14 protein-coding genes are annotated in these 14,011 nt (G+C 71.5%); 10 read left to right on the top strand and 4 right to left on the bottom strand.

Translation table 11 applies throughout. From position 1 onward, the window contains the following. Positions 1-66: 66 nt before the first annotated feature. On the bottom strand, positions 67-417 hold the full coding sequence (locus ACSYGO_RS42600) for a hypothetical protein (protein ID WP_460390005.1): 351 nt from the start codon (positions 415-417) through the stop codon (positions 67-69). A gap of 84 nt (positions 418-501) precedes the next feature. Further along, entirely contained in the window at positions 502-885 is a 384-nt protein-coding gene (locus ACSYGO_RS42595) for a WhiB family transcriptional regulator (RefSeq protein WP_426675258.1), read from the bottom strand. A gap of 230 nt (positions 886-1,115) precedes the next feature. Here ACSYGO_RS42595 and ACSYGO_RS42590 point away from each other — a divergent pair, with 230 nt between their 5' ends. The 10 genes from ACSYGO_RS42590 (at position 1,116) to ACSYGO_RS42545 (ending at position 11,823) form a co-directional block, all read left to right on the top strand. Further along, the gene (locus ACSYGO_RS42590; RefSeq protein ID WP_460390004.1) at positions 1,116-1,856 is read left to right on the top strand and encodes a hypothetical protein; all 741 of its coding nucleotides are present in this window, start codon (positions 1,116-1,118) and stop codon (positions 1,854-1,856) included. Between the two features lie 391 nt (positions 1,857-2,247). Further along, positions 2,248-2,856, top strand: coding sequence for a helix-turn-helix domain-containing protein (locus tag ACSYGO_RS42585; protein WP_426675260.1), 609 nt, complete (start codon positions 2,248-2,250; stop codon positions 2,854-2,856). A gap of 103 nt (positions 2,857-2,959) precedes the next feature. Then, positions 2,960-4,261, top strand: coding sequence for an MFS transporter (locus ACSYGO_RS42580; RefSeq protein ID WP_426675261.1), 1,302 nt, complete (start codon positions 2,960-2,962; stop codon positions 4,259-4,261). An 11-nt stretch (positions 4,262-4,272) separates the two neighbouring features. Further along, positions 4,273-5,628 (top strand): FAD-dependent oxidoreductase, encoded by a 1,356-nt coding sequence (locus tag ACSYGO_RS42575; RefSeq protein WP_426675262.1) that lies wholly within the window; start codon positions 4,273-4,275, stop codon positions 5,626-5,628. Further along, positions 5,625-6,815 (top strand): CaiB/BaiF CoA transferase family protein, encoded by a 1,191-nt coding sequence (locus tag ACSYGO_RS42570; RefSeq protein WP_426675263.1) that lies wholly within the window; start codon positions 5,625-5,627, stop codon positions 6,813-6,815. Before ACSYGO_RS42575 ends, ACSYGO_RS42570 begins: the two co-directional genes overlap by 4 nt. Next, entirely contained in the window at positions 6,812-7,597 is a 786-nt protein-coding gene (locus tag ACSYGO_RS42565; RefSeq protein ID WP_432175290.1) for an enoyl-CoA hydratase-related protein, read from the top strand. Before ACSYGO_RS42570 ends, ACSYGO_RS42565 begins: the two co-directional genes overlap by 4 nt. A gap of 13 nt (positions 7,598-7,610) precedes the next feature. After that, a complete protein-coding gene (locus ACSYGO_RS42560; RefSeq protein WP_432175291.1) occupies positions 7,611-8,504 on the top strand; it encodes a dihydrodipicolinate synthase family protein in 894 nt (297 codons plus the stop codon). After that, positions 8,504-9,277 (top strand): SDR family oxidoreductase, encoded by a 774-nt coding sequence (locus ACSYGO_RS42555; protein ID WP_426675266.1) that lies wholly within the window; start codon positions 8,504-8,506, stop codon positions 9,275-9,277. Before ACSYGO_RS42560 ends, ACSYGO_RS42555 begins: the two co-directional genes overlap by 1 nt. 31 nt (positions 9,278-9,308) lie before the next feature. Beyond that, positions 9,309-10,745 (top strand): aldehyde dehydrogenase family protein, encoded by a 1,437-nt coding sequence (locus ACSYGO_RS42550; RefSeq protein ID WP_460390002.1) that lies wholly within the window; start codon positions 9,309-9,311, stop codon positions 10,743-10,745. Between the two features lie 436 nt (positions 10,746-11,181). Next, positions 11,182-11,823 carry a hypothetical protein gene (locus ACSYGO_RS42545; protein WP_460390001.1) on the top strand — a complete coding sequence of 214 codons (642 nt, stop codon included), beginning with the start codon at positions 11,182-11,184 and terminating at the stop codon, positions 11,821-11,823. A gap of 13 nt (positions 11,824-11,836) precedes the next feature. On the opposite strand, the gene ACSYGO_RS42540 is transcribed toward ACSYGO_RS42545, so the two are convergent. Continuing rightward, on the bottom strand, positions 11,837-13,033 hold the full coding sequence (locus ACSYGO_RS42540; RefSeq protein ID WP_460390000.1) for an alanine--tRNA ligase-related protein: 1,197 nt from the start codon (positions 13,031-13,033) through the stop codon (positions 11,837-11,839). Between the two features lie 328 nt (positions 13,034-13,361). Then, a complete protein-coding gene (locus tag ACSYGO_RS42535; RefSeq protein ID WP_460389999.1) occupies positions 13,362-13,937 on the bottom strand; it encodes a TetR/AcrR family transcriptional regulator in 576 nt (191 codons plus the stop codon). Positions 13,938-14,011 lie beyond the last annotated feature (74 nt).

Raw genomic sequence — 14,011 nt, 5'->3', positions numbered from 1 at the left:
CGGGCCGTACCGAAGTGCGGCAGGGCTGACTACGGCGGCGGCGATGTCACGCCCTGTCGGCAGCGGTCAGCCGGCGGGCCGGAACCGGAGCGCCGACCAGGTGTCGTCGATGGACACCTGCCGCACAGGTCGCACGCCCCGCTCGGCGAGCAGGGCGGCCAGGGAGTCACGATTGAGGTCCGTGCCCAGTCGCCCGCCTTTCGGATAGGCCACCCAGGCCAGCGCGTCACGCCGCGCGGCGGCCAGCGCCGCCCCGGCATCCGCCCCGTCGAGGTCGCCTGCCATGGTCACGAAGGCGAGCACCGCGTCGGCCGTGGCTGCGCCCTCCGCACCCTGCCCTTCGACGTCCAGCTGGACATCACCGGGCTTGCCCAGCACGACGACGCTCTGACCGGGCTTGATTTGCAGCTTGTTCATCACAGACACCCGCTGATCCTGTCACCCCGGCCGCGGCCACGCTCGTCGGCGAAGCCCTGCGATCCGCCCTTGTGTGCCGGGACGTCAACTCGCCCTGGTCCGAGCGGGCACGGCGCCCTGTGTGTGCTCGTGTTCCCACCGCGCCGTCTCCAGAAGATGCCGCCAGGAGGAGACCATGGGGCGGCGGCGCAGCAGTGCGCGGCGCTCCCGCTCGGTCGTGCCTCCCCACACGCCGTGCTCTATGCGCTGATCCAGCGCATAGGCAAGGCATTCGGTGCGCACGGTGCAGCCGTTGCACAGCGCCTTGGCGCGGTGTTGTGCGGCGCCCTCGACGAACAGATCGTCGGGGTCGGCCGTCCGGCACAGTCCCCGTTCACCCCAGTCAGTGCCTCTGCCCGCCATCGTCGGATGCCGTCCTCTCCCCTGTTCGCCCCCGCGAGTCGTCCCCCGACCCCGGGCGGCAGGCATATGACACTACGCCGTTCGAGCGTGATCCGAACTCCTGGCGTACGTCACCACACCTTTGGGTGAGCGGGACTTGCCGCCGGTGAGCAGCAGCGCTATGCGGCGCTCCGCCGTCGCGGGAACGCCTGCGCCGTCGACGACGCGGCTGGGTCGAGGCACCGGAGTACCAGCTCAGAGGCAGGTGAGTACCCGTACTCATGTGGGCGATGAACGGCATCCTGCATGGTGCGTTCATGCGATCCATGTCTCTCCAGAAGCCCGTGCTGATGACCGCCCTCGGCTGCCTGGTCCTGTCCGGGTGCGGCACGCTCGACGCGTCCGCCGACCGGACCCCCGCGGGAAGCGCCGTCTCCGCGACGGCGCGGCGGGACGCCCTGTCGGACAGCGGCGATCCGGAGATCCGGTTCCTCGCGGTGCTGGCCCGCGTCATGGACACGTGCGCCCCTGACTCCCCCGACGGCATCGACGACGTACCCGAGCCGGAGGATCTGGCGGGTGCGGAGGAGTCGTCGACACCGAGATACGGGCCGGGCGAGACCCCGCCCGGGACTCCGAACGAGGCGGGCGACATACCTGTTCCCGTGGATGATCCCGCCCCCGCGACGACGAGCCCGGACCCCACCAGGCGCGGACCGGTCAAGGAAGTGCCCCTGACCGGCATCGACACGTGCATGGGCAAGGAGCACGCGCAGCGCGTCCGTGAGGCGTTCGGGAAGACGAGGACGACCGGTTACGAGGCGATGCGCGAGAAGCTGATGGGCCTGGACTACCCGGCGTCGCGGATCCACCGGATGCCGGACCGTGCGGGCGCGCCCCGGGTGAGGCTGGACCTGCGCATGATGGGCAACCAGTTGGCGTTGGAGGTCACCCTGACCGACGGCGGGGCGATCGCCGAGCCGTTCGGGGCACCGGAGACCGAGGACGTGAACGTGGCGGAGGTGCGGCGGGAAGCCGACGACCGCCAGCTGTATTGATCACGAGCGTCGTTGACACCGGCGGGGCTTGATCATGGCGAAGACTTCCGGCGGGGTGGAGGTGTCGAGTCTTCAGCGGTATCGACTCCGTCAGCCGCCCGACCGTTCCCGGCGTCGCCCGGACCTTGGCCGATTCCTGACGCCATTCCCCGACTCGCCACGCTTTCAACGGCATCGACTCCGCCACGCGCCCGACCCTCACCGCCGCCCCGGCTCGCGCCGGGGCGGCTTCCGCGTCTTCGGGCCGCACCCTCCTGGCCTGCGCATTCCTCCCCGCGCCGGGCCGGACTCGCGCCCGGCGTCACGGAGATGAACATCAGGGGCTTGTTTTCATCATCCTGAAGGTCTTCAATATGTCGCAGGACACAGCCCCCAGGGACAGGTGGAGACCGTGAACGACACCGACGCACCGATGCCGGACGGCCGGCCGGATCTCGATGTACTGGTCGCCACGGTCGGCCTCCAGATCAAGGCCCTGCGCAAGCAGGCCGATCTGACCCTGGACGAACTCAGCCGCCGGTCCGGCATCAGTACCGGACTGATCAGCCAGGTCGAGCGAGGGAAGGGCAACCCCTCCTTCACCAGCCTGGTACAGATCGCCCACGGTCTGGACGTCCCGATCGGGCGGCTGTTCCATCTCGCGGACCAGGTCAGCCCCGTCGTCCGTGCCCACGAGCGCCGCAGCCTGGACTTCCACGGCTCGGACCCCGCTGACGGCGACCGCTACGAACTGCTCACCCCATCGCTCAACGGCGCCCTCGAGGTCCTCTGGGTGGTCACCCAACCGGGCCACGACACCAGCGCCAGCCCCTTCCGGCACAACGGCGAGGAGTTCGGCATCGTCCTCTCCGGCGTGAAGGACGTCTATCTCGACGGCGTCCGTCACCGGCTCGAAGCGGGCGATTCCATCACGTACTCCTCCAGTACGCCGCACTGGTACGTCAACCCCGGCGACGAGCCCGCCACTTCGATCTGGGTCATCACTCCGCCCAGCTGGTAGGCACAGGCCTCGCGCCGTTCCGTCCCCAACGCCCCGGCCGTCGGCCCGGGCGCCGGTACCGCACGGCCTCGTTCCGTGCGCCTCCCCCATGAGGTGCCCCACCATGGCATCACTCATCGACAGATCCTCTGTCGCCACCGGAAACTCCCTCTCCCACCGCCGCGCCCTGCTGGCCCTCGGCGGCGGCAACGCCATCGAGTGGTACGACTGGATGGTCTACGGGCTGCTGGCCTCCTACATCGGCCCGCTCTACTTCCCCTCGGGCAGCTCCGTCTCCGAGACCATGTCCGCGCTCGCCGTCTTCGCCGTCGGCTTCGCCGCCCGGCCGCTCGGCGCGATCATCTTCGGAACCCTCGCCGACCGGATCGGCCGACGGTCCGTCATGCTCTTCTCCATCGGCTCGATGGTGCTGTCCAGCCTGGTCATCGCCCTCCTGCCCAGCCATGCGAGCATCGGCGTCTGGGCCGGCGTCATCCTGCTGGCCAGCCGCATCCTGCAGGGACTCTCCACCGGCATCGAGGCCCCCCTCAACTCCGCCTACATCGTGGAGCTGGCCCCCGAGGGCAAGACCGCCCGGTTCGGCACCGTCATCAGCATCTACGTCCAGGCCGGCATCGTCGGCGCGTCACTGGTCTGCTTCCTCACCACCTCGGTGATCGCTCCCGATGCCATGGCCTCCTGGGGCTGGCGCATCCCGTTCGCGGTCGGCGCCGTCGGCGGCCTGGTCTTCCTCTGGCTGCGCCGCGCCCTGCCGGAGACCCTGCACGGCCAGGAGGACAAGCCGGCCGAACCGGCCCGGGTGGGCCAGGTCTGGGCCGAGGTCTGGCAGCACCGGCTCGCGCTGCTGGCGATCGTCTTCGTGGTGGCCGGCGCCCAGGCGCTCAACTACACCTGGGCCACCGGACTGCCCAACCTGGCACGCTCCGCCTACCTGGAGGACCCGGACACCGTCTTCCTCGTCTCCACCATCGCCGGGATCTGCGTGGCCGCGCTCTACCCCCTGGTCGGCCGGCTCGCCGACCGCAACCGGATCTCCCGCACCTTCATCGCCTCCCGGCTCGCCGTGGTGCCGCTGATCTTCATCGTGCTCGCCTACCAGCGCCCCGGCATGGCCGTGTTCACCGTGGTGATGCTGGTCGGCGCCCCGCTGCTGGCCTTCACCATGGGCCTGTACAACACCGTCGCCGCCACCTTGATGCCGACCAGCTGCCGGGTCACCGGCGTCGGCCTCGGCTACGCGATCGGTGTGGCCGGCTTCGGCGGCACCGCCCCCTATCTCCTGCTGTGGCTCCAGGACATCGGCGCCGCCTGGGCGTTCCCCGTCTACGGCGCGGTCCTGTGCCTGCTCAGCGTCCTGCTCTACGTGCTCGTCCTCCGTCGCGGCGCCGTCCGCGTCGGGAGCTGAAAGGAACTCAGATGCCCCAGACCGTCTCTCTCGACGCCGTCGAGGCACCCGTGGTCCGGCGATCCGACGTCGTCGTGGTCGGCGGTGGACCGGCCGGCGTCAGCGCGGCCGTGGCCGCCGCCCGCGCCGGGGCCGACGTGACCCTGCTGGAGCGCTACTCGGCCCTCGGCGGCCTGGCCTCCGGCGGCATGGTTCTGGTCCTCGACGACATGATCAACGGGAACGAGATCACCGTCACCGGCGTCGTCGACGAGTACGTCGAACGCATGGCCAAGCTCGGTCTCGCCGTCTACCCGCCGGCCGAGGACCGCCGCTCCTCCCCCGAGATGTGGGCCAAGTGGGGCCGGTGGGGCGCCTTCGACTTCCACTCCCACACCAACCCCAAGCCGGTCTGCTACGCCGTCGCCTTCGACCCCGACGGCTGGAAGCGGGTCTCCAACGACCTGGTCCGCGAGAGCGGGGTCAACCTGCGGCTGCACAGCTGGTTCTCCCGGCCCGTGGTCCAGGACGGCGCGGTGAAGGGCGTGGTCTGCGAGACCAAGTCCGGGCCGCAGGCGGTGATGGGTGACGTGGTGATCGACACCACCGGGGACATCGACGTGGCCTCCCGGGCCGGCGCCTCCTACGCCCAGGACAACTACCTGGTCACGCTGGTCTTCCGGCTCGGCGGGGTGGACACCGCGACCGCCGAGCGCTTCGAGCAGGAGAACCCGCGCGAGGCCCGCGCCATCAACCGCAAGATCAAGCGGATGCTGGGCGGCGCCTGGGAACTGTGGTGGCTCAAGACGCCCGTCCCCGGCGTGGTCTGGTGCAACTGCCCGCACATGACCGGCTTCGACGGCACCGACCCGGTCTCCCTCACCGAGGCAGAGTTCGAGGCCCGGACCCGGATCGGCGCCGTCCTCGACCACATCAAGACCGACCTGCCCGGCTTCGAGAACGCCTATCTGCTCGACGTGGCCGAACAGATGGGCGTGCGACAGACCCGGCTGCTCCAGGGCGAGTACGTGGTCACCAAGGAGGACGTCACCTCCCGCCGTCACTTCGCCGACAGCGTCTCCCGCGGCCGCGACTACTACACCCCGTACCGGGCCCTGCTGCCGCGCGACGTCGACCAGTTGCTGGTCGCCGGCCGGCACTACTCCGCGACGCCCGAGGCACAGCGGATCTCCCGGGAGATCCCGCCGTGCATGGCCATGGGCCAGGCCGCCGGCATCGCCGCCGCCACCGCGGTGGAGCAGGGAGTCCTGGTCCGGGACGTCGACCCGGCCGTCATCCAGCGCCGGATGCGCGAGCAGGGCGCCGACCCCGGTGACGTCCCCGCGGAGAACGCGACCATCGACCAGATCGAGGAGGCCGTGGCATGACCACCGCCGCACAGCCGCTGACCGGCATCACCGTCATCGACTTCACACAGGTCTTCATGGGGCCGTCCTGCACCCAGCTGCTGGGCGACTACGGGGCCGACGTGATCAAGGTGGAGCGGCCGGGCACGGGCGACATATCCCGGACCTCGATCCCGGACCCGGCCGGCCTGGACAACCCCATCTTCCTGTCGATCAACCGCAACAAGCGCAGCATCGCCATCGACACCCGCACCGAGGAGGGCCGCCAGGCCGTCCAGGAGCTGGTCCGCACCGCCGACGTCGTGGTGAGCAACTTCCGGGCCGGCGTGATGGAACGGCTCGGCCTCGGCCACGAGGCGCTGCGTGCCGTCAACCCGAGGATCATCTGGGCCTCCGGCACCGGCTTCGGCACCGAGGGCCCGTACGCCCACAAGGGCGGGCAGGACGCCATCGCCCAGGCGTACAGCGGGGTGATGTGGCGCCGGGTCTCCGACGACGACCCGGTCACCCTCTACCCGACCACGCTGGCCGACTACACCACCGGCATGCACCTGCTCCAGGGCATCCTGCTGGCCCTGCTGCACCGCGACCGCACCGGCGAGGGACAGAAGGTGGAGGTGTCGATGTACGACTCGATGCTCCACATGCAGATGCAGGAGGCCTGCCAGCAGCTCAACCGCGGGTCCGAGATCAACTGGGCCGCGATGCCGCTCACCGGGGTGTTCCGCACCACCGACGGCGCGCTGATCATGGTCGGCGGATTCAAGGCGAACCCGCTGCACCACATCAGCCGCGCCCTCGAACTCGACGAGGACCTGGGCGAGCGCGCCGAGTTCGCCACCCTCGACCTGCAGTTCGCGCACCGTCCCGAACTCCAGCGGATCTTCGCCGAGGCGGTGGCCGGGAATTCCACCGAGTACTGGGTGAAACGGCTCGAGGAGGAGGACATCCTGTGCGCCCCGGTGCGCAGCCTGGAGCAGACGCTCGACGACGAGCAGACCGCGGTCAACAGGATGATCGTCGAGATGGACCACCCGGTCGCCGGCCGGATCCGGGCCCTCAACGCACCGCTCCACCTGTCCGCCGCGCCCGCCGAGGTCCGCCGGGTGCCACCGCGGCTCGGCGAACACGGCGCCGAGGTGCTCGGCGAACTCGGCTACAGCGCCGAGCAGATCGAACTCCTCCGCGAGAAGGGGGTCCTGCGATGACCGACGAGGTCCGCTACGTGCGGGACGGGCACATCGCCCGGGTCACCATCGACCGTCCCGCCGTGCTCAACGCGGTGGACGTGAAGACCAATGTGCGGCTCAACGAGATCTGGGCCGAGATCGAGGGCGACCCCGGGGTGCGGGCGGTGGTCGTCACCGGCGCCGGAGAGCGGTCGTTCTGCGTGGGCGCCGACATGTCCGCCGACGCGGTCGACAAGACCGGCCTGGAGTACTGGGCCGGTCTCGACCCCAACGGGTTCGGCGGCCTCAGCCTGCGCACGACCCTGGACGTGCCGGTCATCGCCCGGGTCAACGGCTACGCCCTCGGCGGCGGCATGGAGATGGTCCTCGGCTGCGACATCGTCGTCGCCGCCGACCACGCACGGTTCGGTCTCACCGAGCCCCGGGTCGGCCGGATCCCGCTGGACGGCGGGGTCTTCCAGCTGGTCCGCCGGCTGCCGCACACGCAGGCCATGGGCCTGCTGCTCACCGGCCGCCGCGCCTCCGCCGCCGAACTGCAGGCGATGGGCCTGGTCAACGAGGTGGTCCCGGCCGAGCAGTTGGACGAGGCCGTCGACCGCTGGGTCGCCGACGTCCTCGCCTGCGCCCCCACCTCACTGCGCGCCATCAAGCAGATGGTCCAGCGCGGCGCGGGACTGTCCCCGCAGGACGCGCACAAGCTCCGTACCCCGGCGCTGATGGCGGCGCTCGACAGTGAGGACGCGAAGGAGGGCGTACTCGCCTTCCAGCAGAAGCGGCCGCCGGTCTGGCCCGGACGATGAAGGGAGCCCACTGATGCCCGAAAAGCTCGCACCCGGAGTGTGGGGCGTCGTCGCCACGCCCTTCCTCGGATCCGCCCTGGAGGTGGACGAGACCGGACTGGCCCGGCTGGTCGAGCACTACGAACGGATCGGCACCACCGGTCTGACCGTCCTCGGGGTCTTCGGCGAGGCCGCCCGGCTCTCCACCGAGGAGCGGCGGACGGTGCTGGAGACGGTGGTCGACACCGTCGGCCTGCCGCTGGTCGTCGGGGTCACCGGCCTCGCCACCGCACCGGTGCTGGAGGAGGCTCGACTGGTCCGCGAGGTGGTCGGAGAGCGCCTCGCCGGACTGATGGTGCAGGTCAACTCGCCGGATCCTCAGGTGGTCGCCACCCACCTCAACGCCGTGCACGAGGTCACCGGCGCCGGGATCGTGGTCCAGGACTACCCGGAGACCAGCCGGGTCACCATCCGCACCGCCGACCTGGTCCGCGCCGTCCGCGCGGTCCCGGCCACGGTCGCGGTGAAGGCCGAGGCGCCGCCCACCCCGGCGGCCGTCGCCCGGCTCACCGCCGAACTGGACGTCCCGGTCTTCGGCGGCCTCGGCGGGCTGGGCCTGCTCGACGAACTGGCGGCGGGCGCGGCCGGGGCGATGACCGGGTTCTCCTGCCCCGAGGGCCTGATCGCCTGCGTCGAGGCCTGGCGCGTCGGCGGCTACGAAGCGGCGCGCGAGGCCTATCTCCCGTATCTGCCGCTGGTCAACTTCGAGGCGCAGGCCGGGATCGGCCTGGCACTGCGCAAGGAGGCCGTCCGGCGGCGCGGCCTGATCATGGAGTCGGGAGTGCGGCCACCGGCCCCCCAACTGCCCGAGGCCCTGGTCCCGCAGTTGGAACGCCACCTGGACGCGCTGCCCAAGGAGGTGCGCTGATGGACCTCGGCATCCATGGCCGCGTCGCCGTGGTCGCGGCCTCCACCGGCGGCCTGGGACGGGCGGTCGCCGAAGCGCTGGCCGCCGAGGGCGCCTCGGTCGTGGTGGCCGGCAGGCGCGGCGACCTCGCGAAGGAGATCGCCGCCGAACTGCCCGACGCGGTCGGCGTCCAGGTCGACCTCACCGACCCGGACGGTCCGCGCGTGCTGGTCGAGGCCGCCCGGGAGGCGTACGGCGATCCCGACATCATGGTCCTCAACGGCCCCGGTCCGCGGCCCGGCACCGCCACCGGCCTGGACACCGGAGACCTCGCGACGGCGGTGGACTCGCTGCTGCTGACCCAACAGCGGCTGGTGGCCCTGACGTTGCCCGCGATGCGCCGGCGCGGCTGGGGCCGCATCCTGGCCGTCGGCTCCAGCGGGATCGCCGAGCCGCTGCCGGGGCTCGTCCTGTCCAACGCCGGACGGGCCGCCCTCGCCGCGTATCTGAAGACCCTGGCAGGCGAGGTGGCGGCCGACGGAGTCACCGTCAACCTCCTGCTGCCGGGCCGTATCGCGACGGACCGGGTGGCGGCACTGGACGCCGCGCGGGCCGAGCGTGAACAACGCCCCGTCGCCGAGGTCGAGGCCGCCTCGCGGGCCACGATCCCCGCCGGACGGTACGGCACCCCCGCCGAGTTCGGCGCGGCCGCCGCCTTCCTGTGCGGCTCCCCCGCCTCGTACGTCACCGGGACCGCGCTGAGCTGCGACGGCGGCCTGCTCCGGAGCCTGTGAACTCCCCGACTTCCTCAAGGAATCCGCACCCATGAGTACTGTGCACGTCCCCAATCTGATCGGCGGCGAGGAGATCGCCGGCGACGGCCTGGAGCGCTACAACCCGGCGCGTCCCGCCGAGTTGGTCGCCGTGGCCCCGGTCTCCGGCGCCGAGGTCGTCGACGCCGCCGTGGCGGCGGCCGCCGCGGCCCAGCCGGGATGGGCGGCACTGCCCGCCCCGGCCCGCGGCGCGATCCTGATGGACGCGGCCGAGATCCTGCGCGGCCGCCACGAGGAGGCCGCCCGCGACCTGGTCCGGGAGGAGGGCAAGACGCTGGCCGAGGCGCGCGGCGAGGTCCGGCGGGCCATCGACGTGCTGCGCTTCTTCGGCTCCGAGGGCTGGCGGCTCGGCGGGCAGATGCTGCCCAGCTCGTTCGCCGACACGATGGTCCACACCCGCCGGGAACCGGTCGGGGTGGTGGGGCTGATCACCCCGTGGAACTTCCCGATCGCCATCCCCGCCTGGAAGCTGGCGCCCGCGCTGATCGCCGGCAACGCCGTGGTGCTCAAGCCCGCGGAGCTCACCCCGCTCTCCACCCGCCACCTCACCGAGGCCCTGGTCCGGGCCGGGCTGCCCGCCGGGGTGCTCAACGTGGTGCACGGCACCGGCGCGGTGGCCGGCGAGACGCTGGTGCGCGACCCCCGGGTGGCGGCGGTCTCCTTCACCGGCTCCACCGCGGTCGGCATGCGCATCGAGCGCACCGTGCAGGAGCGCCGCGGCCGGGTGCAGGTCGAGATGGGCGGCAAGAACGCCCTGGTGGTACTGGACGACGCCGACGTGGAGCAGGCCGCGCAGATCGCCGCGGCCGGCGGCTTCGGCCTGACCGGCCAGGCCTGCACCGCCTCGTCCCGGGTGATCTGCACACCGGGTGTGTACGACGACTTCGTGGCCGCGCTCGCCAAGGAGGCAGCCCGCTGCCGTCCCGGCGACGGCTTGGCCGACGGCACCGTGATGGGGCCGGTGGTGAGCGAGCCGCAGCTCGGCACGATCACCACCGCGATCGAGCGGGCCAGGGCCGAGGGCGCGACCGTCGCCGCGGGCGGCGAGGCCCCCGACGGGCTGATGCTCGCCCCGACCGTGCTCACCGGCCTGAGCCGGGACAGCGCGGCGGTCCGCGAGGAGATCTTCGGCCCGGTCGTCGCGGTGTTGCCCGCGGAGGATCTGGACGACGCGATCGACGTGGTCAACGACTCCCGCTACGGCCTCGCCGCGGGCATCTGCACCCGTAGCCTGTCCGCGGCGCAACGCTTCGCGGCAGCCGTCCGCGTGGGCGTCGTCAAGGTCAACCGCCCGACCACCGGGCTGGATCTCAACGTCCCGTTCGGCGGTGTCGGCGACTCCTCCAGCAACACCTTCCGCGAGCAGGGCGCGGTCGCGGTGGACTTCTACACCTGGTCCAAGTCGGTCTATCTGGGCTGGGAAGGCTAAGGGCTGTCCCGTGATCCCCGGCGGGCGCACGACGACAGCTACGGCACCTCGCCGCGTCGGAGGGTCGCCCGCATACGCCCAGGATGAGGACGACCGCCCCCTGCCTTCGGCGGGGGACCCCCACCGCCTTGCGATGCACCGCATCCGACGCCGCGCGCTGATCCACCGGAGATCACGGGACAGCCCTCAGTTCGGGACAGCGCAGGCGCAGGTGGCGGCCGGCACTCGCCGGTCGCCCCAGCCTCGTCGCGGTGCCCACTGACGACCGATTCGCGGACGCCTCGGCCCCGTCGGCGGCGTCACGGCCGGTGACCGGGTGCCGCAAGGTGACAGCACTGCGGGGCGAGCAGGCGTGCCGCGCAGTGATTGCGGGCGAGTAGACGTTCGGCGCAGGAACCGCGTTGCGGAGCGGGTGGACGTGCCGCACACTCTGCGCGTGATCGTTCTGCAGCCCGTCCTGGAGGTCCACGCCCCCGACGGATTCGCCCTGTGGCCCTTCGACGGGACCCGGCCGTATGCCTTCCTCCCGCTCAGCGGCGGGCTCGCTCCTGCCGAGGTGGGCACCGCGGTGATGAGCATCGCCGACTGCAACAACGTCGAACCGGAGGACGACGGCCGCCCGCCTCGGCCCGCCGATCCCCTCGGGGGCTTCCTGCACGGCCTGCTCACCATGGACGACCTCTTCGCGTCCGGCGGTCTGCGGATCACGGACACCGCGACGGGCGTCACGCTGTTGCCGGGCTGCTGCAACGGGCTGGACGAGCGGCGCGACTGGCGCGAGGTGCTCGACGGCGACGGCTGGGCCTCCTTCGGTCACGACCCCTCGCCGCTCGCCGAACGTGACGGCGACACCGTCCGGTTGACCGTCGACGCCGAGGACGAGAGCAGCCCGGTGATCGAGGTGTCCGTCGGCGACCTGCGCCGTCTGCTCGCCGGGGCGGAGCGCGACCTGGACGACTTCCTCCGGCTCGCCGCCGGTTGGGTCGCGCTGCACCTTCCCGGCCACGCCTCCTCCGTGATCTCCGCGCTCGGTCGCGCTCTCGACCTGCCCGTGCCTACGGGACCGTCGGCCCCGTAGGCCTCGCCTCGGGTCAGCTCCGTCCGAACTCGCCCGACGGCCAGGGCTGTTGGCGCAGGCTCATCACCAGATCACGGGGCAGGCCGTGGGTGTCGTGCAGGTAGTGGAAGTCCTGCTCTCCCAAGGGCCGTTGGAAGCGGGTGCGGGCGAGCACGCTGCGGCCGCGCTCCAGGAGACGGCCGAACCGGCGCTCCTCCTCCAGCAACAGGCGGCGCACTTCGCCGGGTTCCACGTCCTGGTGGAAGTGGTCCAGGGTGTGCGACACCAGCTCGAGCGGCAGGTCTCCGAGGCTGCGCGTCGTGTCGTCCCGCCAGAGGGTGGTGAGGACCCGTCGGACCAGGCGGCGCAGGACGTAGCCCCGCCCTGTGTTGGACGGGCGCACCCCGTCGCCGATGACGACGACGGCCGAGCGCAGGTGGTCGTGGACGAGGCGGAGCGACGGTTCGTCCAGTGGCCACAGGCCCGGGACGAGACGGCGCCAGGGGTCGAAGACGTCGCACTCGAACACCGACGACTTGCCCTGGAGCAGCGAGGCCAGTCGCTCGAGGCCGAGCCCGGTGTCGATGTTGGGCTGCGGGAGCGGCACGAGGAGACCGTCCTCGCGCCGGCTGTGACGCATCATCACGTGGTTCCACACCTCCACCCACCGGTCGTCCTGGGTCGGCGTCGACTCGGGCGGTGTGTCACCGGTCCACACGAAGATCTCCGAGTCGGGCCCGCACGGGCCCACGGGCCCGTTGGACCACCAGTTGTCCTCCACGGTGAGCTCCACGGGAACGCCGAGGTCCTGCCACAGGCGCAGGGAAGCGGTGTCCGGTCCGACCTGGTCGTCGCCGCCGAAGACGGTGGCGTACAGCAGGCCGGGGTCCATCCCCAGCCCCTCCGTGAGCAGCCGGTATCCCCAGTCGAGGCTCGACGGGCCGTCGTAGTCGCCCAGCGACCAGGTTCCGAGCATCTCGAAGACGGTCAGATGGGTGGCGTCGCCGATCTCGTCGAGGTCCGTGGTGCGCAGACAGCGCTGCACATTGACCAGCCGTCTGCCCAGCGGATGAGGGCGGCCCTCCAGATAGGGGGTGAGGGGATGCATGCCGGCGGTGGTGAACAGCACCGGGTCGCCGGGCGGTGGCAGCAGCGTCGAGCCGGTGATCCGGCGATGCCCGCGCTCCTCGAAGTACTCGACGAAGGTACGGACGATCTGTTCCGTGTTCATGGTGTGACTCCTGTGCGTCGCAGCGGGAAGGCACCGGACCACGGGACCGCGAGGGTCGTCACGCCGGGTCGGGAACGTAACGGCGCAGGAGCGCCAGGGAACCACCGACGGTCCGTGTCCGGTCGCCGGTGGGAGAGAGAAGGTCAGGCGGCGGCAACCGGCGAGCTGGTCGCTCGCGCGGTCGCGGTGATGGTTCGGCCGATGACGTTCATGCGGATGACGGTAACGCGCCCATGTCCGCGAGGCATCCGAATATCCCCGCCCCGGCTGTCGACGTCGGCCTGAGCCCGCCTTTCGGGGCAGGCTCGGGCGGGTGATCGCGCTGCCGCTACGGCCGGCTGGAACCGTCGGTGAACCGCGGCAGAACCATCTCGACCAGTGCGTCGACGTCGGCGTCGACCATCGGTTCGCCGGTCATGCCCATCCGGTGGAGCAGGGTTCCCACGACGACGTCGATGAAGAACAGGACGCGGTTCTCCGGTTCGCCCAGGGCGTCCTGGAGCTGGAGCCGGTACGGATCCTGCAACCGCGCGGACAGGATCTCGCGCAGGGCCGGGTCGCTGACGGCGTCGCTGAACACGCCCGCGAACGCGTCGCCCACGCCTGGCTCGCCGATCTTCCCCGCGACCCATCGGATGCTCGACGACATGATCTCGGCCCGGCTGGTGCCCTCCAGCGGCGCCGGGCCGAAGGCGTCCAGGAGGCAGTCCACGATCAGTGCGCCCTTCGTCGGCCAGCGCCGGTAGACCGTCGACTTGGCGACGCCGGCCGCGGCGGCGATGCGTTCGACGGTCGCGCGGGCGTAGCCGAGTTCGTGGACGGTGCTGAGCGTGGCGGCGAAGACCACGGCGTGGACGCCGGAGCGCGGTCGGCCGGGCGGTCTGGCGGATGTGGTCGAAGCCATACCCACACGATAGCTGTTTTCGCTACCTTAGGTTTCGATACCTCAGGTCGCGAAACTCTCTGGACGAGGAGAAG

This window comes from Streptomyces krungchingensis (genome assembly GCF_054729265.1).
Note: the sequence above shows the minus strand (reverse complement) of the source record. Positions and strands in the feature narration are given on the sequence as shown.